Below are 20,308 nucleotides of genomic sequence, written 5' to 3' on the forward strand. Positions count from 1 at the left end.
GTCCCGTCCGCACGGGCGAGGCGCCGCGCTCAGGTTCGTCCCGGCAGACTGGAGGCGCGGACCACCAGTTCGGGCTGGAGGACGATGCGCCGGTGCTCGTGCCGGGCCGCGTCCTGGCCGGTCTCGTCGATGAGCAGGTCCGCCGCGGCGCGGCCCATGCGGTAGGCGGGCTGCCGTACGGAGGTGAGGGGGACGGCAGCGGCGGCGGCGAACTCGATGTCGTCGTAGCCGACGAGCGCCACCTCTTCGGGGACGGAGACTCCGGCGCCGTACAGAGCCTGGAGCACGCCCAGGGCCATCAGGTCGTTGGCGCAGAAGACGGCGGTGGGGCGGGGGGACATGCCCAGCAGCCGGGCGCCCGCGTCGCGCCCCGCCGCGACGTCCATCCGTTCGCCCTCGATGTGCCGCAATCCCGCGTCCACGCCCGTTTCCCGCAGCATCCGGAGGGCTCCGGTGTGGCGGTCGCGGCACTGGCTGAGCTGCATGGGTCCACTGACGTAGGCGAGGTCGCGGTGTCCGCTCTCCAGCAGGTGGCGTACGGCCAGGCCCGCGCCCTCGATGTCGTCGACGGAGACCGAGCAGCCTTCCGCGCTGGGCACCACGCGGTCGACGGACACGAAGGGGATGCCGTGCCGCTGGAAGGCGGCGAGGTTGCGGCCCGTGGTGTCGGTCGGGGTGACCAGGACGCCGCGTACCCGCTGTTCGGCGAACAGGGCGAGGTATTCGGCCTCTTCGGCGGGGCTCTGCGCGCTGTTGCAGAGCATCACTCCCAACCCCGCGGCGCGCGCGGCGCGTTCCGCGCCGGAGGCGACGTCGACGAAGAACGGGTTGGCCATGTCCAGCACCAGCAGCGCGATGATGCGGCTGTGCCCGGCGCGCAGGTGCCGGGCGGCTTCGCTGCGTACATAGCCGAGCCGGGCGATGGCGGACTGCACCCGCAGGCGGGTCTCCTCGGCCACCATGCCGGGGCGGTTGATGACGTTGGAGACCGTTCCGACGGATACTCCGGCCGCGCGTGCGACCTCCTTGATGCCGACCGTCCGGCTCACCGAAGAGCCCCGGTCGCTTCCGGTCGCACGCGCCGCACCGTCTTCTCAGCCCCTCCGGGGTAGGTCGACTCAGAAGTCGAAGTCGTCGATGTTCTTCTTGTCGAAGACCGTGGGGGGACCGAGAATAACCTCGCCGTCCTTGCCGACCGTATAGTTCCCGAGCTTTCCTGCCTTGAACTTCTCGCCCTGCTTGCCGGTGATCTGCCCCGAGGAGAGCGCGGCTGCGGCGTACGAGCCGAGATAGCCGAGCTTCTCCGCGTCCCACAGCAGGAACTTCTCGACCGTCTTGTCCTTGACGTACTTGCGCATCTGGTTGGGCGTACCGAGGCCGCCGAGGACGACCTTGCCCTTGTAGGAGGAGCCGCTGACGTAGCGGGCTGCGGCGGCCAGACCGACGGTGGTGGGCGAGATGATGCCCTTGAGCTTGGGGTAGGCCTTCATAAGACCCTGGGTCTCCTGGAAGGATTTCTGGTCGACGTCGTCCCCGTAGGCGGTCTTGACCAGCTTCATGTCCTTGTAGGCGGGCTTCTTCAGCTCGTCCTTCATGATCTTTATCCAGGTGTTCTGGTTCGTGGCGTTCTGCGTCGCCGACAAGATCGCGAACTGGCCCTTGTGGTCGATCTGTTCGGCCATGTCCTTGACCATCTTGCGGGCCAGTTCATCGGAGCCGGCCTGGTTGATGAAGACGTGGCGGCAGTCCTTGCCGGCGTCGGAGTCGAACGAGACGATCTTGACGTTCTGCTTCATCGCCTGCTTGAGCGGGCCGCACACGGCATTCGGGTCGTTGGCCGCCAGCAAGATGGCGTTCTGGCGCTGCTGCGTCAGCGTGTTGATGTAGCTGACCTGGGAGGACGCCTTGGCGTCTGAGGGGCCGACCTCCTTGGCCTTGCCGTCGAACTCCTTGGCGGCCTTGATGCCCGCCTTGTCCACCACCGTGAAGTACGGGTTGTTGATCTGCTTGGGCAAGAAGGCGATCTTGAGCCCCTTCTTGAGCGGCGCGTCGGGGTTCGCCTTGGCGCTCTGCGCCTTGTCCTTGGCGTCGTCCTTGGAGTCGCTCTTCGTCGTGCCCGAGCAGCCCGCCAGTGTGACGGTCAGGGCGCAGGCGGTCGCCGTGAGGGCGAGGGCGCGCGAGCGGTGGTACGGTCGCATGGACATACCTTTCGGGGTGGGTGTGCGGGGGGAGCTGGTCAGGGGGCTTCGCCGACGGCGAGCCTGCGGTGCCGGCGCGCGGTCAAGGCCGCGCTGACCCGGGGGGTGAGGACCGAGATGATGAGCAGCACGCCGGTGACGATCACCTGGATCTCGTGGGACACGTCGTTGAGGGTGAGCAGGTTGTTGAGCACGCCGATCAGCAGCACGCCCGCGACGGCACCGCCCAACGTGCCCCGGCCGCCGTCGAAGTCGACCCCGCCCAGCAGGACGGCGGCGACGACGGTCAGCTCCAGGCCAAGGCCGTTGTCGGCGCGCGCGCTGCCGTAGCGCAGGGTGTAGACGATCCCGGCGAACGAGGCGACGAAGCCGCTGACGGCGAAGAGGATGAGCTTGATCCTCTTGACCCGTATCCCGGCGAACCAGGCGGCGTCCTCCTGCGCCCCGACGGCGAACAGCGCCCGGCCGAAGCCGGTGCAGTGCAGCACCACGGCGGCGAGGACGGCAAGGACGGCGAACAGCGCGATCGGGTACGGCACGAAGGTGCCCGGCACCGTCTCGGTGTTGCCGGCCCACTGGGCGTAGGTCTCGGGGAAGTCGGCGACGGCCTTGTTGCCGAGAACGACGGAGGCCAGCCCCCGGTAGAGGGTCAGGGTGCCGATGGTGACGGCGAGCGAGGGCAGTCCCACCCGGGTGACGAGCCAGCCGTTGAGCAGACCGCCCAGCAGCCCGACAAGCAGGCAGACCGGCACGAGGGTCTCGAACGTCCAGCCCGCGTCCCACAGGGAGCCGGCCAGCGCGCTGGAGAGGCCGAGCATGGAGGCGACCGACAGGTCGACCTGGCCCGCGACGACCAGGAGCGTCATCGGCAGGGCGATCAGCGCGATCTCGGCGGTGTCGTTGAGCGCGGCGGACAGGTTCGCGGTGTCGGAGAAGCCGTCCGTGGTGCCGGTGCCGACGAGGAAGGCGGCCACCAGGAGGGCGCCGACGGCCGCGTCCCATCGCAGGAAGCGTCCGGGCCCACGACGGGCCTCGCGGGGCCCGGCAGCGGGGGTGGCGGGTGGTGCGTTCACTGCCTTCTCCTCTTCCTGAGCGCCCGCGTGCTGCGGCTTCGTACGACGCGGTCGGTGCTGATGGCGGCGAGCAGCAGCGCGCCGGTGATCGCCTGCTCCCAGAAGGAGCTGACCTTCAGCACGACCAGGGCGCTGCCGATGGTGGTGAGCAGCAGTGCGCCGAGTGCGGCTCCCCAGACGGTGCCGACGCCGCCGGTGATGGCGATGCCTCCGACGACGACGGCGCTGACGACGGTCAGCTCCCAGCCGTTGGCCGCGTCCGCGACGACGGTGCCGAAGCGGGCCAGCCACAGGGCCCCTGCGAAGCCGGCGACGGCACCGGAGAACGCGTAGGCGGCGAGCACCCTGCGCCGGATGGGAATTCCGGCCAGCAGTGCGGCCTCGGGGTTGGAGCCGATGGCGTACAGCTCTCTGCCGCTGCGGTAGGCGCGCAGGTAATACGCCGTGCCCGCGAGCACCAGCGCGGAGAGGATGGGCAGGTAGGGGATGCCCAGGACGCTGCCGCTGCCGAGGGTGAGGACGTCGTCGGGCACGTTGGTGGCGTTGATCTGCTCGCCGTGCGCCCAGGCGTGGTCGAGGCCCTGGATGACGTAGAGCATGCCGAGGGTGACCACCAGCGCGGGCACGCGTCCGAAGCTGACGAGGGCGCCGCTGACCAGTCCGCAGACGGTGCCCAGGGCGATGCCGAGCAGGACGACGGTCACCGGGCTGTGGTCGGTGCCCGAGACGAAGGAGCCGCAGGCGAACGCGGTCAGCCCGACGACGGAGCCGACGGACAGGTCGATGTTGCGGGTGAGGACGACGACGGACTGGCCGGTGGCGAGCAGCACCAGGATCGAGGAGTTGAGCAGGAGGTCCTTGATGCCCTGGTCGTCGAGGAAGGAGGGGTTGACCAGCCAGGTGACGAGGATCAGCAGCATGAGGGCGCCGCCGATGCTGAACTCCCGTACGCGCAGCACGGTTTCGGCCGCGGAGCGGCGCGCCGGTGCGGGCTCGGGGCGGGTGGTGGCCGGGGGTGGGGCCTCATTCGCGGGGGCGCTCACGCGGCCTCCCCCTCCGGGCGGGTGCGGCCGGTGGCGGCGGCCATGACGGTCTCCTCGTCGGCGTCCTCACGGGGTATCTCGGCGACGAGCCGGCCCTCGTGCATGACCAGGACACGGTCGGCCATACCGAGTACCTCGGGCAGGTCGGAGGAGATCATCAAGACGGCGAGGCCCTCGGCGGCGAGGGAGGAGAGCAGCCTGTGCACCTCGGCCTTGGTGCCGACGTCGATGCCGCGGGTGGGCTCGTCGACGATGAGGACGGAGGGCTCGGTGGCCAGCCATTTGGCGAGGACGACCTTTTGCTGGTTGCCGCCGGACAGCACGCCGACGGAGTCGGAGAGGCGGTCGTACTTCAGGCGCAGCTTCAGTCCCCAGTCCGAGGCGCGGGTCCGCTCCTTGGCGCGGCGTACGAGTCCGGCGCTGCCGAGGTCGCTGAGTCCGGTGAGGCCGATGTTGCGCTCGATGGAGGCTTCCATGACCAGGCCGCGCTGTCTGCGGTCCTCGGGTACGAGAGCGAGGCCCGCGCGCATGGCCGCGGTGGGCGAGCCGGGGCGCAGGGCGGTGCCGCCGACGCGTACTTCTCCCGCGTCGGGCCGGTCGACGCCGAAGACGGCCTGGGCGACCTCGCTGCGCCCGGCGCCGACCAGGCCGGCCAGGGCGACGATCTCGCCACGGCGCACGTCGAAGGAGACATCGCGGAAGACGCCCTCGCGGGTGAGGCGGTGCACGCTGAGCGCGCTCTCGCCGGTGTGCGCCTCCTGTTTGGGGTACAGCTCGCCCAGGTCGCGGCCGACCATGCGGCGCACGAGGTCGTCCTCGGTGAGTCCGTCGAGGGGTTCGGAGGCGACGAGTTGGCCGTCGCGCAGGGTGGTGACGCGCTGGCACAGCTCGAAGATCTCGCCGAGCCGGTGGGAGATGAACAGCACCCCCGCTCCCTCGGAGCGCAGCGCCTCGACCACGGAGAACAGGCGGGCGGTCTCGGTGCCGGTGAGCGCCGCGGTGGGCTCGTCCATGATGAGCACGCGCGCCTCGAAGGAGAGCGCCTTGGCGATCTCGACGATCTGCTGGTCGGCGATGGAGAGGCCGCGCGCGGCGCGGTCGGGGTCGAGGTCGACGCCGAGCCGGTCCATCAGCGCGGCCGTCGCTCTGTGCACGGCGGCGTGGTCGATGCGGCCGAGGCCGCGACGGGGCTGACGGCCCATGAAGATGTTCTCGGCGATGGACAGATCGCCGAAGAGGGTCGGCTCCTGGTAGATGACGGCGATTCCGGCGTCACGCGCGTCGGCGGGGCCGTGGAAGGCGGCCGGTGCTCCGTCGAGCAGGACGGTGCCGGTGTCGGGCGTGTGCACTCCTGCCAGAATCTTGATCAGTGTGGACTTGCCCGCTCCGTTCTCTCCCGCCAGCGCGTGCGCCTCTCCGGCGTACAGCTCCAGGCCGACGCCGCGCAACGCGCGCACGCTGCCGAAGGACTTGTTCACCCCCTCCAGCGCGAGGACCGGCGCGGGGCTCCCGCCGGCCGGTGCGGTCTTGCTCATGCTGCTCCTCCTGTGCTCAGCAGATGAACTGACTGAGACTCAGAAATGAAATGTTTCAAGACAGTGGAGGGGAAGCTAGCTTCGTGTCCGAGGGCAGTCAAGGGGGTGCGAGGCAGGTAGAGGCAGGTAAATACCCGTGTTTCCAAGGCTCTTGACCCGGTACCGCCACCGCCTCTACGTTCCAGGCGCCATCAACTGAATCGTTTTAGGCCCCCGGAGGCGAACGTGATCAGCAGGCGCCGCTTGATCGTCACAGCCACCGCCACCGCGACCGCCGCCGGCGCGAGCACGGCAGCCCAGGCGCTGCCCGCGCCGTCCACCGTCGCGAAGATGAGCACCGCAAAGGACGCCGCCGCGGGACTGCGCGTCGAGAACACCACCACGGAGTACGCGCACCGGCCGCTCGGCCTGGATGTCCCGCGCCCCCGGCTGAGCTGGACCCTCAGCTCCGGCGCGAGGAACCAGAAACAGACCGCCTACCGGGTACGGGTGGCCACCTCCGAGGACAAGCTGGCCTCCCCCGACGTGTGGGACAGCGGCAAGCGTGCCTCCGGCCGCTCCGTGCTCGTCCCCTACGAAGGCCCGGCCCCGCGGCCCTGTACGCGCTACCACTGGTCGGTACGGGTCTGGGACAAGCACGGCCGCCCCTCCCCCTGGAGCGAGCCCACCTGGTGGGAGACCGGGCCGCTGGGCGAGGACCGGTGGCATGCCGGGTGGATCACCGCTCCCCCGCGGTCGGTGGCGCCGCCGTCCCTGGAGGGCGCCTCCTGGGTGTGGTTTCCCGACGGCGGCGATGCCGGGCAGGTACCGGCCGGGACGCGGTACTTCCGGGGCACCTTCGAGGCGCGGGGAGACAGCACGCGCGCCCGGCTGGTGATCACCGCTGACGACGGGTTCACCGCATGGGTCAACGGCGCCGAGGTGACCGCGCGCGAGGCCGTGGGCACCCAGAAGTCCTGGGGCCATCCGGCGCGCGCGGAGGTCACCGCCCAACTGCGCGAGGGCGGCAATGTGCTGGCCGTCGCCGCCACCAACGCCGGGGCCGGGCCCGCCGGGCTGCTCGCCGTGCTGGAGCTGACCGCGGGCGGGGGCACCACCCGCCTCACCACGGGCACCGAGGGCTGGCGCACCACGGACGGCCGGCCGGACGGCGAGGCGTGGCGCTCCCCCGGATACGACGACAGCGCCTGGCGGCAGGTGCGCGAGGTGGCCGCATGGGGTGCGGATCCCTGGGGCAAGGTCGCGGCCCAGCAGAGCCCGGCGCTGCTGCGGCGCTCCTTCCGGCTGCCGCGTAAGCCCGTGGCCGGAGCCCGGCTCTACGCCTCGGCCCTGGGGCTGTACGAGGCACGGCTCAACGGCGCGAAGGTGGGCGACGATCAGCTGACCCCGGGCTGGACGGACTACACCAAACGGGTCGCCTACCAGGCGTACGACGTCACCGAGGCGGTGCGCGCGGGTGAGAACGCGCTCGCCGTCACCCTGGCCCCCGGCTGGTACGCGGGCAACATCGCCTGGTTCGGGCAGCACGTGTACGGGGAGCATCCGGCGCTGCTCGCCCAGTTGGAGGTCACGTACCGGGACGGCAGCACCGAGCGCGTCGTCAGCGACGGGAAATGGCGCGCGAGCACGGGGCCGCTGCTGACGGCCGACATGATGATGGGCGAGGAGTACGACGCGCGCGCCGAGCAGCGGGGCTGGGACGAGCCCGGCTTCGACGACGCCGGCTGGCAGGAGTGCGCGGCGCTGCCGGGGAAGGCTCCCGAAGTGGTCGCCATGACCGACGCGCCGACGCGGGTGATGAAGGAGATCCGGCCCGTGGACGTCAAGGAGGTGCGCCCCGGCGTCCACCTCTTCGACCTCGGCCAGAACATGGTGGGCTCGGTGCGGCTGAAGGTCGAGGGGAAGGCGGGGCAGCGCGTCACGCTGCGGCACGGCGAGGTGCTCGACAAGGACGGCTCCCTCTACACCGCCAACCTGCGCACCGCGCGTCCGGTGGACACCTACACGCTCGCGGGCGGTGGCACCGAGACGTTCGAGCCGCGCTTCACCTTCCACGGCTTCCGCTACGTGGAAATCTCCGGGTATCCGGGCACGCCGTCCAAAGCCTCCGTGACAGGGCGCGTCATGCACACCTCCGCACCCTTCACGATGGACTTCTCCACCGACGACCCGATGCTCAACCAGCTGCACAGCAACATCACCTGGGGCCAGCGGGGAAACTTCCTGTCCGTCCCGACCGACACCCCGGCCCGCGACGAGCGGCTGGGCTGGTCGGGCGACATCAATGTGTTCGCTCCGACGGCGGCCTATGTGATGGAGTCCGCGCGCTTTCTCACCAAGTGGCTCCAGGACCTGCGCGACGGGCAGGGCACCGAGGGCGACCGGAGGGGCGCCTATCCGAATGTGGCGCCGGCCCTCGGCTCCGTCGGCGAGGGCGTCGCCGGCTGGGGAGACGCCGGGGTGACCGTCCCCTGGAGCCTCCACCAGGCGTACGGGGACGTGCGGGTGCTGGAGGAGAACTGGGAGGCGATGCGGGCCTGGATCGCGTACCTGGAGCAGCACAGCGACGAACTGCTGCGGCCCGCCGAAGGCTACGGAGACTGGCTCAACGTCGAGGACGAGACCCCCAAGGACGTCATCGGCACGGCCTGCTTCGCGTATGTGACGGATCTGGTCGCGCGCACCGCCGCGCTGCTGGAGAAGGAGGCACAGCCCTACGAGTCGCTGCTGAAGCGGATCAAGAGCGCCTTCAACGCCGCGTACGTGAGCGCGGAAGGCCGGATCAAGGGCGATACCCAGACCGCGTACGTGCTGGCCCTGTCGATGGATCTGCTGCCCTCGGCCGCGCTGCGCAGGGCGGCGGCCGACCGGCTGGTGGAGCTGATCGAGGCCAAGGAGGGGCATCTGTCGACCGGCTTCCTGGGCACGCCGCGCCTGCTGCCCGCACTGGCGGAGAACGGGCACACGGAGGTGGCCCACCGGATGCTGCACCAAAAGACGTTCCCCTCCTGGGGCTACCAGATCGGCAAGGGCGCCACGACCATGTGGGAGCGCTGGGACTCCATCAAGCCGGACGGCAGCTTCCAGGACGTGGGGATGAACTCCTTCAACCACTACGCCTACGGCTCGGTGGGCCAGTGGATGTACCAGAACATCGCCGGTATCGCGCCCGCCGAGCCCGGCTTCCGCAAGATCACGGTCAGACCCCGGCCGGGCGGCGGTGTGCGCCGGGCAGCGGGGCGGTTCGCCTCCCCCTACGGCACCGTCAGCACGCGCTGGGCACAGGGCGCTGACGGCGGGTTCACGCTCGATGTGACGGTCCCGGTCAACACCACGGCCGAGGTGTGGGTGCCCGCGAAGCGGCGAGGTCAAGTGGCACAGGAGGGGGCGGAGTTCCTGCGCCTGGAGGAGGGCCGCGCCGTCTTCACCATGGGCTCGGGATCGTGCCGCTTCAGCGTCGAGGGCTGAGGGACGGTCTGCCGCCCCCGCGTGGAAGCGGCTGTCGCCCTGAGCGGGCGGGCCCGCCGCCCCGGGGGCGGGGACGGAACTGCCGGCCCGGGGCGGCGGCGAGGCTGTTGTCCCGGCGGGGGCGGGGGCTCTCGTCCTGGGCGGGGGCGGGGCTCAACAACCCCTCCCCCGCTGCCTCTTGACGCCTGCGGCGACACCGGCTTAGTTTCGGCCCGAACCCGACCTTGAATCGTTTCATGACCGCCTCGCCACTTCTCTTTGCTTATCCGTTCGACCCTCGCGTCAGACCTGGTCAGACCCCGTCAGTTCTAGGAGCCGTATGCCAGAGCAGAACCTCGCGGCCGTGAAGTCCGCGCTCAGCGAACAGCGGATCGAGACGCCGTCGTGGGCGTACGGCAATTCCGGCACGCGCTTCAAGGTGTTCGCCCAGCCCGGGGTGCCGCGCACCGTGCGGGAGAAGCTGGATGACGCCGCGCGGGTGCACCGTCACACCGGAGCGGCGCCCACCGTCGCGCTGCACATCCCCTGGGACCTCGTCGAGGGGCCCGGCGCCTACGCCTCGCTGGCGTCCTACGCCGAAGAGCGCGGACTGCGGCTGGGCACGGTGAACGCCAACGTCTTCCAGGAGGACGCCTACAAACTGGGCTCGGTCACCAACCCCGACCCGTCGGTGCGGCGCAAGGCGCTGGACCACCTCATGGAGTGCGTCGACATCATGGACGCGACCGGCTCCCGCGATCTGAAACTCTGGTTCTCCGACGGCACCAACTACCCGGGGCAGGACGACCTGCGCACCCGCCAGGACCGGCTCACGGAGGCACTGGAGGCGGTCTACGAGCGGCTGGGCTCCGGGCAGCGCCTCGTGCTGGAGTACAAGCTGTTCGAGCCCGCCTTCTACGCGACGGACGTGCCCGACTGGGGCACCTCCTACGCGCACTGCCTCAAGCTGGGCCCCAAGGCAGTGGTGTGCGTGGACACCGGTCATCACGCGCCGGGCACCAACATCGAGTTCATCGTCGCGTTCCTGCTGCGCGAGGGGAAGCTGGGCGCGTTCGACTTCAACTCCCGCTTCTACGCGGACGACGACCTGATGGCCGGCGCCGCCGATCCCTTCCAGCTCTTCCGGATCCTGTACGAGGTGCGTGTGGGAGGCGGACTCGAAGGCACCCCGGAGAACGCCTCGCAGGGCGAGGAAGGGCCCGGTATCGCATTCATGCTCGACCAGTGCCACAACATCGAACCCAAGATTCCAGCCATCATCCGGTCGGTGATGAACGTGCAGGAGGCCACGGCCAAGGCCCTGCTGGTGGACCGCGAAGCCCTCGCCCAGGCACAGCAGGCGGGCGACGTCCTCGGAGCCAACGGCGTGCTCATGGACGCGTACCACACGGACGTAAGGCCCTTGCTGGCCGAGGTGCGCGAGGAGATGGGCGCCGACCGCGATCCCATGGCGGCTTACGCGGCATCCGGTTGGGCGGAGACGATCGTGAGCGAGCGCGTCGGAGGACAGCAGGCGGGGTGGGGAGCGTGAGCGCGCGGGATCAGCGAGGTGACGGGCCCGGGAGCCCGCAGGAGGGGGCGGAGAACCGCCCGCGGGACGGCGCGGAGCACCGGCAGAGCAGCCCGAGGGAGGCCGGGGAGCACCCCGGGGTCGCCGCGCTGCTGGCGCGTTCGCACCGGCTCGGGGCCGATCCGCGCAACACCAACTACGCGGGCGGCAACACCTCGGCCAAGGGCACGGCCACCGACCCCGTCACGGGCGAGGGTGTCGAGCTGATGTGGGTCAAGGGCTCGGGCGGCGATCTGGGCACCCTCCGGCCCGAAGGCCTGGCCGCGCTGCGCCTGGACCGGCTGCGCGCCTTGACCGGCGTGTATCCGGGTGTCGAGCGCGAGGACGAGATGGTGGCCGCCTTCGACTACTGCCTGCACGGCAAGGGCGGGGCCGCGCCTTCCATCGACACCGCCATGCACGGACTGGTGCGGGTCGCGCACGTGGACCACCTGCATCCCGACTCGGGCATCGCGCTCGCCTGCGCGGCCGACGGGGAGAAGCTCACCAGGGAGTGCTTCGGCGACAGCGTCGCGTGGATCCCCTGGCGGCGCCCCGGCTTCCAGCTCGGCCTGGACATCGCGGCGGTGCGCGAGGCCCGTCCGGAGGCGATCGGCTGCGTCCTGGGCGGCCACGGCATCACCGCCTGGGGCGACACCAGCGAGGAGTGCGAGCGCAACTCGCTGCACATCATCCGGGCCGCCGAGCGCTTCCTCGAAGAGCGGGGCGACGCCGAGCCGTTCGGGCCCGTGCGGGAGGGCTTCGGGCCGCTGCCCGAGGACGAGCGGAGGGAGCGGGCCGCCGCGCTGGCCCCGCTGGTGCGCGGCCTCGTCTCACGCGACCGCGCCCAGGTCGGGCACTACGACGACGCGCCGGAGGTGCTGGACTTCCTCTCGCACGACGAGCACCCCCGGCTGGCCGCGCTGGGCACCTCCTGCCCCGACCACTTCCTGCGCACCAAGGTCAGGCCGCTGGTCCTCGACCTGCCCGCGCGGGCCCCGCTGGAGGACGCGGTGGCCCGGCTGAAGGAGCTGCACGAGGAGTACCGCGCGGACTACCGGGCCTACTACGAACGGCACGCCGACGCGTCCTCTCCCCCGATGCGCGGGGCGGACCCGGCGATCGTGCTGGTGCCGGGCGTGGGCATGTTCAGCTTCGGCAAGGACAAGCAGACCGCGCGGGTGGCCGGCGAGTTCTACCGCAACGCGATCCAGGTCATGCGCGGCGCGGAGGCCGTCTCCTCGTACGCGCCGATCGAGGAGTCGGAGAAGTTCCGCATCGAGTACTGGGAGCTGGAGGAGGCCAAGCTGCGCCGGATGCCCCCGCCCAAGCCGCTGGCCACCCGCATCGCGCTGGTCACGGGCGCGGGCTCGGGGATCGGCCGTGCGATCGCCCGCCGGCTGGCCGCCGAGGGCGCCTGCGTGGTGGTGGCCGACGTGAACGGGGCGAGCGCGCGAGAGGTCGCCGGGGAGCTGGGCGGGCCCGACCACGCCGTTCCCGTGACGGTGGACGTCACCAGCGAGGAGCAGATCGCGGCGGCCTTCCGGGCGGCGGTGCTGGCCTTTGGCGGGGTGGACCTGGTGGTCAACAACGCCGGGATCTCCGTCTCCAAGCCGCTCGCGGAGACCACGGCCGAGGACTGGGACCGGCAGCATTCGATCATGGCCCGGGGATCCTTCCTCGTCTCGCGCGAGGCGGCCAGGGTGATGGGCGAGCAGGACATGGGCGGCGATCTGCTCTACATCGCCTCCAAGAACGGCGTGTTCGCCGGACCCAACAACGTGGCCTACGGCGCCGCGAAGGCCGACCAGGCGCACCAGGTGCGGCTGCTCGCGGCTGAGCTGGGCGCGTCGGGCATCCGGGTCAACGGGGTCAATCCGGACGGCGTGGTGCGCGGTTCGGGCATCTTCGCCGGAGGCTGGGGCGCACAGCGTGCCGCCGTCTATGGCGTGCCGGAGGAAGAGCTGGGAAAGTTCTACGCGCGGCGGACCCTGCTGGGACGCGAGGTGCTGCCGGAGCATGTCGCCAATGCGGTCTTCGCCCTGACCGGCGGGGACCTCAGCCATACGACGGGGCTGCACATCCCGGTCGACGCGGGCGTGGCGGCGGCTTTCCTGCGCTGAGCGGCGCGCCGCACCGTACCGTCACGCCACCCCCTCCGGTGGCGGGCCGAGCCGTGGGGGCCGCCCGCCACCGGTCGCCCCTCCCCTCCCCCCTCGCGACCGCCACCCGCCCGGTCGGCGGCGTCCGTGTTCGCCACTCGCCTGCCCCATCCGCACGACATGAGGTTCACCATGCCGCCTTCCGGCCCTGGCCCGTCCGCCGCCACGGGCGCGTTCGCCGCCGTAGACCTGGGCGCGTCCAGCGGGCGCGTCATCCTCGGCCGTCCCGCCGACGGCAAGCTCGCCCTGGAGGAGGTCCACCGCTTCGAGAACCGCCCTGTCCGGGTACACGGCACGCTGCACTGGGACATCCTCGGGCTCTACCGGGGAGTGCTGGACGGGCTGCGCGCCGCCGGCGCGGCGGCGGGCACGGCGCCCGGGCAGCTCGCCTCCGCGGGTATCGACTCCTGGGGCGTCGACTACGGCCTGCTGGACGCGGACGGCGCGCTGCTGGGCAATCCCGTGCACTACCGGGACGCGCGTACGGAGGGGATGGAGGCCGAGGTCGACAAGCTCCTGCCCGCGCGGGAGCTGTACGGGTACACGGGTCTACAGCACCTGCCGATCAACACCCTGTACCAGCTGGCCGCCGCCCGTGGCTCCCGTCGGCTGGAATCGGCGCACCGGATGCTGCTCACGCCCGACCTGATCTCCTACTGGCTGACCGGACAGAGCGGCACGGAGATCACCATCGCCTCCACCACCCAGCTGATCGACCCCCGGGCCCGCACCTGGGCGCGCCCGGTGGCCGAGGCGGTCGGCCTCGATCTGTCGCTGTTCCCCGCGCTGCGCTCGCCCGGCGACCCCGCAGGGGTCCTGTTGCCCGAAGTGCTGGCCGAGACGGGCCTGGAGGGGCCTTTGCCGGTCACCGCCGTAGGAGCGCACGACACCGCGTCGGCTGTCGCCGGGGTGCCCGCGACGGGGAGCAGGTTCGCCTACATCGCCACCGGCACCTGGTCGCTGGCCGGGGTCGAGCTGGATGCCCCCGTGCTCAGCGAGGAGAGCAGGCTGGCGAACTTCACCAACGAGCTGGGCGTGGACGGCACCGTGCGCTATCTGCGCAACATCATGGGCCTGTGGCTGCTCCAGGAGTGCCTGCGCACCTGGGAGGCGGAGGGCGGCCCGCACGGCCTGGAGGCGCTGCTGGAGGGCGCCGCGCGGATGCCCGGACTGCGTTCGGTCGTCGACGCGGGAAGCGCGGAGTTCCTGGCGCCGGACCGGATGCCCGAGCGGATCGCCGAGGCGTGCCGCCGGACGGGCCAGCCGGAGCCGCGCGACCCGGCGGAGACGGTCCGCTGTGTCCTGGACTCCCTCGCGCTGGCGCACCGGCAGGCGGTACTCGACGCACGGCGGCTGTCGGGCCAGGAGGTGGAGACGGTGCATGTCGTGGGCGGCGGGGCGCGCAACGCGCTGCTGTGCCAGCTGACGGCCGACGCCTGCGGCCTGCCGGTGGTCGCGGGCCCGGTGGAGGCGGCGGCGTACGGGAACGTGCTGGTCCAGGCACGTACGGCCGGGGCGGTGAACGGGCCGCTGGCCGCGCTCCGGGGCCTGGTGCGCGACAGCCTGCGGCTGCGACAGTATGCCCCGACGGGTGATCACACGTCCTGGGAGCGGGCCGCCGCCCGCGTCCGTGAGCACGGGAAGGAGGCGGCGTGCGCGTAGCGCTCTTCGTCACCTGCGTCAACGACGCGCTCTATCCGCGCACGGGCCGGGCCGTGGTGAGGCTGCTGGAGCGGCTGGGCGTCGAGGTGGACTTCCCCGAGGCCCAGTCCTGCTGTGGGCAGCCACAGTTCAACACGGGATACCGGCACGCGACCGAGCCGCTGGTCCACCGCTACGCCGCCGCGTTCGAGGGCTACGACCACATCGTCGTACCCTCCGGTTCGTGCGCCGCGATGGTGCGGGACAACTACCCGCGCATCGGGGCGAAGGCGGCAGCCGAGGGCCGGGGCGGAGCGCTGAGGGCGGCGGCGGAGCGGATGGTTCCGCGTACCTACGAGCTGACCGAGTTCCTGGTCGACGTGCTGGGCGTCACCGATGTCGGCGCGTACTACCCGCACACGGTCACCTACCACCCCACCTGTCACGGCCTGCGGATGCTGGGCCTGGGCGAGCGGCCCAGGCGGCTGCTGGAGCGGGTCAAGGGGCTGGAGCTGCGGGAGCTGGAGGGCGCCGAGGAGTGCTGCGGGTTCGGCGGCACCTTCGCCGTCAAGAACGCGGCAGTCTCGGCGGCGATGGGCGCCGACAAGGCCCGGCACATCGAGGAGACCGGCGCCGGCGCGGTGTGCACGCTCGACAACTCCTGCCTGATGCACATCGGCGGGACCCTCTCGCGCGCCGGCTCCACGGTGCGTCCCGTCCATCTGGCGGAGATCCTGGCGAGCACCGAGGAGGCACCTCTGTGAGCACCGTGACCTATCTGGGGATGCCGCCCTTCCCGCAGGCCGCCGAGATCTCCACCAAGGACGAGCGGCTGCGCGGCAATCTGCGCCACGCCACGCACACCATCCGCGACAAACGGGCCAAGGCCGTGGCCGAGCTGACGGACTGGTCCGCGCTGCGCTCGGCCGGCGCGCGCGTCAAGGACCACACGCTGCGCCACCTCGACCACTATCTGGAGCAGTTGGAGGAGGCCGTCACGGCGGCGGGCGGCACCGTGCACTGGGCCGCCGACGCCGAGGAGGCCAACCGGATCGTCACCCGGCTGGTGCGCGAGACCGGCGAGCGCGAGGTCGTCAAGGTCAAGTCCATGGCCACCCAGGAGATCGGCCTCAACGAGGCGCTGGAGCGGGCCGGGATCTCCGCGTACGAGACCGACCTGGCCGAGCTGATCGTGCAGCTCGGTGAGGACCATCCGTCCCACATCCTGGTCCCGGCCATCCACCGCAACCGGGGGGAGATCCGCGAAATCTTCCGCACCCGGATGGAACGTTGGGGACGCGCCGCACCGGAGGGTCTCACCGACGACCCCGCCGACCTGGCGGAGGCGGCGCGGCTGCATCTGCGGGAGAAGTTCCTCAACGCCAAGGTGGGAGTGTCCGGCGCGAACTTCATGGTGGCCGAGAGCGGCACTCTGGTCGTCGTCGAGTCCGAGGGCAACGGCCGGATGTGTCTGACGCTGCCCGAGACGCTGATCTCGGTCGTGGGCGTCGAGAAGGTCGTGCCCACCTGGCGCGATCTGGAGGTCTTCCTCCAACTGCTGCCGCGCTCCTCGACGGCCGAGCGGATGAACCCCTACACCTCGACCTGGACCGGCACCACCGAGGGCGACGGCCCCCGCCGCTTCCATCTGGTACTGCTCGACAACGGCCGCACCGACACCCTCGCCGACCAGGTGGGCCGCCAGGCGCTGCGCTGCATCCGGTGCTCGGCCTGTCTCAACGTCTGCCCGGTCTACGAGCGCGCCGGAGGGCACGCCTACGGGTCCCCCTATCCGGGGCCGATCGGGGCGATCCTGACCCCGCAGCTGGACAGCATGGAGACCGAGCTGGACGCTTCGCTGCCGTACGCCTCCTCGCTGTGCGGTGCCTGCTACGAGGTCTGCCCGGTGGCCATCGACATCCCCGAGGTCCTGGTGCATCTGCGCGAGCGGGTGGTGCAGGGCGGGACCGTCACCGTGCGCGGGCAGCGCACGACCGTGAAGCCCGCCAGGGGCCACGCCGCCGAACGGGCCGCGATGCGCGCGGCGGCCTGGACCTTCGACCATCCGGGCGTGCTGCGCGCCGGGGGACGGCTCGCGTCGCGTGCCCGCCGGATGGTGCCGCGCAGGCTGCCGGGGCCGGGCAGCGCCTGGACGGACACCAGGGACCTCCCGGAGGTGCCGCCGGAGTCCTTCCGCGACTGGTGGCGCCGTACCAGAGGCCCGGGAACGGGCAGCGGATCCGCGAGGCGCGAGGGAGACGTCAGGTGAACCACCGCGACATCGTGCTCGGCCGGGTGCGCCGCGCGCTGGCCGACGTACCGCGCGGGGAGCGGCCGGACTCGCCCGGGACGCCTCGCGAGTATCTGCGCGTCCACGGCGAGCGCACCGAAGAGGAGACGACGCGGCTGCTGGCCGAGCACCTGGCCGACTACCGCGCCCAGGTCCACCACTGCACCCTCCGGAAGCTGCCGGAGACGATCGCCGGTCTGCTCACGGAGCGGGGCTCGCGCAGTGTGGTGACACCGGCCGGCGTGCCGGATGCCTGGATTCCCGGGGATGTTCAGCATGTGCGGGACTCCCCCGGCCTGACGCCACACGCTCTGGACGAGACCGACAGCGTGGTGACGGGCTGCGCGGTGGCCGTCGCGGAGACGGGGACCCTGGTCCTGGATGCCTCCGAGGACCAGGGCCGGCGGCGCATCACGCTCGTGCCCGATCACCATGTCTGCGTGGTACGGGTACCCCGGCAGGTCGTCGGCTCCGTTCCGCAGGCCCTCGAACGGCTCGATCCCGGACGCCCGCAGACCTGGATCTCCGGTCCCTCGGCGACCAGCGACATCGAACTCGACCGTGTGGAGGGCGTGCACGGGCCGCGCACGCTCGATGTCGTCCTGGTCTCCGAGGACTAGTGACCGGGGGGTCATGCGTGCTCGGCACCGGGACGAGCCCCAAGGGGCGCGGGGAACCGCGCGACCAGCCCCCGGTCACTCGCACCCTGCGCATCACAGCCAGGGGCAGCCCCTGCTCAGCACCAGGAAAGAGAGCGACGCAAAGATCCGCCGGGCAGACCGTAGCCCGCTGAGGCGGGCATCAGGTTCTCGTGGTCACTCCGGGTTCACCAGTCCCGTGTTGTACGCGAGGATCACCGCCTGGACGCGGTCGCGGGTGCCCGTCTTGGCGAGGATCCGCCGGGTCGCCTCGATGCCGTCGAGGCCGGGCATCCGGACGTCCATCAGCACCACGTCCGTGTCGGTGACCTCGACCTCGATGCTGTCCCGCCCGTATGCGACGGTCACGGCTGCCGTGGCCCCCGGGGCGCCGTGCTTCAGGGTGTTGGTCAGTGCTTCCTGGACGACGCGGTAGACCGCGAGCTGGCGGCCCGCCGACTGCTCGCCCGCGCCCAGGGCCGAGCCTTCGACAGCCGAGCGTACGGGCAGTCCGGCCGCCCGTACCCTGTCCAGGAGCGGTCCCAGCTCCAGCAGGCCCGGCTGCGGGGCGAGTTCACGCGCGGGTTCCCTCAGCTCTTTGGCCTGTTTGAGAATGCCGAGCAGACCCCGCAGGTCGTCCAGTGCCTGGCGGCTGGTGGCGGCGATGGCCTCAAGCGCCTGACCGGCCCGCTCGGGAGAGCGGCGGGCGGCGTACGAGCCGCCATCGGCGAGGCTGGTGATCACCGAGAGGTTGTGGGCCAGGAGGTCGTGCATCTCCCGCGCGATCCGTGCGCGCTCGGCCGCCGCCGCGAGCAGTGCCCGCTGGTCCCGCTCGATCTCCAGCCGGGCCGCCCGCTCCAGCAGCGAGGCCAGGTACTCGCGCCGGGTACGGACCCGATGCCCAGCGCCGTGATCGCGGCCGTGACCAACGCCCAGGCGCACAGTGCGAGCAGCCCGGCCAGCGGACCCGGGAAGTCCGGCTGCGGCACCACCGCCATCAGTCCCTGCCCGGCGGGCAGTGGTGTATAGCTCACCGCGGTCTTCACCCAGTCGTACGGCAGCGCGCCCGCAAGCTGTGGCAGCACGGTCAGGACGACCACGAAGGCTCCGATCCCCGCCGCGATACTGCGCAGCAGTGCGCCCAGTGCGAGGCCGAGTACTCCGATCAGCGCGACGGATGCCGCCGACCCGAACAGCGCTCGTACGACCCCCGGGTCGGAGATGGACGCCGCGAGCGGCGTGTCCGAGAGAAAGACCTGCGCGAGAGGGAAGACCGTGAAGGCCATGGCGAGGACGGCCACGAAGACGACCGCGCCGAAGACGGCTGTCTTCGCCCACAGGACAGGCAGCCGTCGCGGCACGGCGGCCGTGGTCGCCCGGATCACGCCGGTCGAGTGCTCGCCCGCCGTCAGCAGTACGCCCATGACCGGGATGATGAGTTGCACGAAGTTCAGTCCGAAGAGGCTGACTTCGACGGGGTCGGAGGTGTTGCTTCTCCTGCCGTCGGTGACGATGCCCGAGATCACACCGAGGACGACGGTCAGCGCGACACAGCACGCCAAGCCGTACCAGGTGGAGCGCAGCGACCACAGCTTGGCCCACTCCGAGCGCAGAACACGGGGGTAGGAGATGCGGTACGTCTGTGTCTGTGTCTGCGCCCGCGGCTGTGTCTGTGTCTGCGCCCGCGGCTGTGTCTGTGTCTGCGCCCGCGGCTGTGTCTGCGCCCGCGGCTGTGTCTGTGTCTGTGCCCGCGGCTGTATCTGTGTCTACGTCATACCGCCACCGCCGTTCCCTCGTACTCGACCACGTCGCGGGTCAGCTCCATGAACGCGTCCTCCAGTGAGGCAGTCCGCGGGGTGAGTTCGCACAGCGCGATGCCGTGCGCCGCGGCGATACGGCCGATGCGGGCGGCGTCGGTTCCGGTCACCCGCAGGGTGTCGGGCGCCTCGGCCGCGGCCTCGACGCCGGGCCCGGGGGTGAGCAGCCCGGCGAGCCGCCCCGCCTCCGGTGAGACGATCTTGACCGTGCCGAGCCCCGCTTCCCGGACGAACCGGTCCACCGATGTATCGGCCAGCAGCCTGCCTCGCCCGATGATGACCAGGTGCTCGGCGGTCTGTGCCATCTCGCTCATCAGATGGGAGGAGAGGAAGACGGTACGGCCCTCGGCGGCCAGGACTTGAGCAGTTCACGGACCCACAGCACGCCCTCCGGGTCGAGGCCGTTGACCGGCTCGTCGAGGAGGACGGTGTGGCCGGGTCGGCGAGGAGCGCGCCGGCGATACCGAGCCGCTGGCCCATGCCGAGCGAGAACGCCCCGGCCCGCTTCCCCGCGACGTCCCCCAGCCCCACCATCCCGATCACCTCCTCGACGCGGCGGCGCGGGATGCCGTGGGTATGCGCGAGCGCCATCAGGTGCTGGAAAGCGGATCGACCTGGGTGCACCGATCTGGCCTCCAGCAGCATGCCGACCTCCGCCAGGGGCGCGGGAAAATCGGCGTAGTGGCGGCCGTTGACGGTGACACTGCCGGAGGTCGGCGCGTCCAGGCCGGTGCTCAGGCGCATGGTGGTCGACTTTCCGGCCCCGTTGGGGCCGAGAAAGCCGGTCACCACGCCGGGCCTCACCGTGAAGGTGAGCGCGTCCACGACGGTCTTGTCGCCGTAGCGCTTTGTGAGTTGCTGAAACTCGATCATGTACTCGACGCTACGGCGCGG

Annotated in this window: 15 protein-coding genes and 1 pseudogene; 7 read left to right on the plus strand and 9 right to left on the minus strand. The window is 71.4% G+C overall.

Annotation, left to right across the window (positions count from 1 at the left end; translation table 11 throughout):
- Window positions 1-29 precede the first annotated feature (29 nt).
- The 6 genes from OHB04_RS01860 to OHB04_RS01885 all read right to left on the minus strand — a co-directional run bounded on the left by OHB04_RS01860 (window position 30) and on the right by OHB04_RS01885 (window position 6,187).
- Window positions 30-1,049: a LacI family DNA-binding transcriptional regulator gene (locus OHB04_RS01860; protein ID WP_326685994.1), complete on the minus strand. Its 1,020-nt coding sequence runs from the start codon at window positions 1,047-1,049 to the stop codon at window positions 30-32.
- Between the two features lie 69 nt (window positions 1,050-1,118).
- The gene (rhaS, locus tag OHB04_RS01865; protein WP_326806599.1) at window positions 1,119-2,198 is read right to left on the minus strand and encodes a rhamnose ABC transporter substrate-binding protein; all 1,080 of its coding nucleotides are present in this window, start codon (window positions 2,196-2,198) and stop codon (window positions 1,119-1,121) included.
- Between the two features lie 38 nt (window positions 2,199-2,236).
- Window positions 2,237-3,271: an ABC transporter permease gene (locus OHB04_RS01870; protein WP_326806600.1), complete on the minus strand. Its 1,035-nt coding sequence runs from the start codon at window positions 3,269-3,271 to the stop codon at window positions 2,237-2,239.
- Entirely contained in the window at window positions 3,268-4,230 is a 963-nt protein-coding gene (locus OHB04_RS01875) for an ABC transporter permease (RefSeq protein WP_405807637.1), read from the minus strand. Before OHB04_RS01875 ends, OHB04_RS01870 begins: the two co-directional genes overlap by 4 nt.
- A gap of 80 nt (window positions 4,231-4,310) precedes the next feature.
- The gene (locus OHB04_RS01880) at window positions 4,311-5,849 is read right to left on the minus strand and encodes a sugar ABC transporter ATP-binding protein (RefSeq protein ID WP_326806601.1); all 1,539 of its coding nucleotides are present in this window, start codon (window positions 5,847-5,849) and stop codon (window positions 4,311-4,313) included.
- Window positions 5,850-6,040: 191 nt separating this feature from the next.
- On the minus strand, window positions 6,041-6,187 hold the full coding sequence (locus tag OHB04_RS01885) for a hypothetical protein (protein ID WP_326685999.1): 147 nt from the start codon (window positions 6,185-6,187) through the stop codon (window positions 6,041-6,043).
- Between OHB04_RS01885 and OHB04_RS01890 the strand changes: the two genes are divergently transcribed.
- From OHB04_RS01890 to OHB04_RS01920, 7 genes are all read left to right on the plus strand, one after another.
- On the plus strand, window positions 6,180-9,317 hold the full coding sequence (locus OHB04_RS01890; RefSeq protein WP_326806602.1) for a family 78 glycoside hydrolase catalytic domain: 3,138 nt from the start codon (window positions 6,180-6,182) through the stop codon (window positions 9,315-9,317). The two genes, OHB04_RS01885 and OHB04_RS01890, sit on opposite strands and share 8 nt — an antisense overlap.
- 319 nt (window positions 9,318-9,636) lie before the next feature.
- Complete coding sequence (gene rhaI / locus OHB04_RS01895) at window positions 9,637-10,848, plus strand: L-rhamnose isomerase (protein ID WP_326686001.1); 1,212 nt, start codon at window positions 9,637-9,639, stop codon at window positions 10,846-10,848.
- A complete protein-coding gene (locus OHB04_RS01900; protein ID WP_326686002.1) occupies window positions 10,845-12,989 on the plus strand; it encodes a bifunctional aldolase/short-chain dehydrogenase in 2,145 nt (714 codons plus the stop codon). The genes rhaI and OHB04_RS01900 overlap by 4 nt, the downstream gene beginning before the upstream one ends.
- A 159-nt stretch (window positions 12,990-13,148) precedes the next feature.
- Window positions 13,149-14,690, plus strand: a complete 1,542-nt coding sequence (locus OHB04_RS01905) for a rhamnulokinase (RefSeq protein WP_326686003.1) — start codon at window positions 13,149-13,151, stop codon at window positions 14,688-14,690.
- Window positions 14,681-15,433 carry a (Fe-S)-binding protein gene (locus OHB04_RS01910; RefSeq protein ID WP_326686004.1) on the plus strand — a complete coding sequence of 251 codons (753 nt, stop codon included), beginning with the start codon at window positions 14,681-14,683 and terminating at the stop codon, window positions 15,431-15,433. The genes OHB04_RS01905 and OHB04_RS01910 overlap by 10 nt, the downstream gene beginning before the upstream one ends.
- Window positions 15,434-15,453: 20 nt before the next feature.
- Window positions 15,454-16,938, plus strand: coding sequence for a LutB/LldF family L-lactate oxidation iron-sulfur protein (locus OHB04_RS01915; RefSeq protein ID WP_326692564.1), 1,485 nt, complete (start codon window positions 15,454-15,456; stop codon window positions 16,936-16,938).
- Window positions 16,935-17,579 (plus strand): LutC/YkgG family protein, encoded by a 645-nt coding sequence (locus OHB04_RS01920; protein WP_326686005.1) that lies wholly within the window; start codon window positions 16,935-16,937, stop codon window positions 17,577-17,579. Before OHB04_RS01915 ends, OHB04_RS01920 begins: the two co-directional genes overlap by 4 nt.
- 195 nt (window positions 17,580-17,774) lie before the next feature.
- On the opposite strand, the gene OHB04_RS01925 is transcribed toward OHB04_RS01920, so the two are convergent.
- The 3 genes and pseudogenes from OHB04_RS01925 to OHB04_RS01930 all read right to left on the minus strand — a co-directional run bounded on the left by OHB04_RS01925 (window position 17,775) and on the right by OHB04_RS01930 (window position 20,287).
- Window positions 17,775-18,371, minus strand: coding sequence for a histidine kinase (locus OHB04_RS01925; protein ID WP_405806962.1), 597 nt, complete (start codon window positions 18,369-18,371; stop codon window positions 17,775-17,777).
- Window positions 18,338-19,159 carry an ABC transporter permease gene (locus OHB04_RS41655; protein ID WP_405806961.1) on the minus strand — a complete coding sequence of 274 codons (822 nt, stop codon included), beginning with the start codon at window positions 19,157-19,159 and terminating at the stop codon, window positions 18,338-18,340. The genes OHB04_RS01925 and OHB04_RS41655 overlap by 34 nt, the downstream gene beginning before the upstream one ends.
- 209 nt (window positions 19,160-19,368) lie before the next feature.
- Window positions 19,369-20,287, minus strand: a pseudogene (locus OHB04_RS01930) (ATP-binding cassette domain-containing protein).
- Between the last annotated feature and the right edge of the window lie 21 nt (window positions 20,288-20,308).

Source organism: Streptomyces sp. NBC_01775, from assembly GCF_035917675.1.
In the GTDB taxonomy this organism is placed as follows: Bacteria; Actinomycetota; Actinomycetes; order Streptomycetales; family Streptomycetaceae; genus Streptomyces.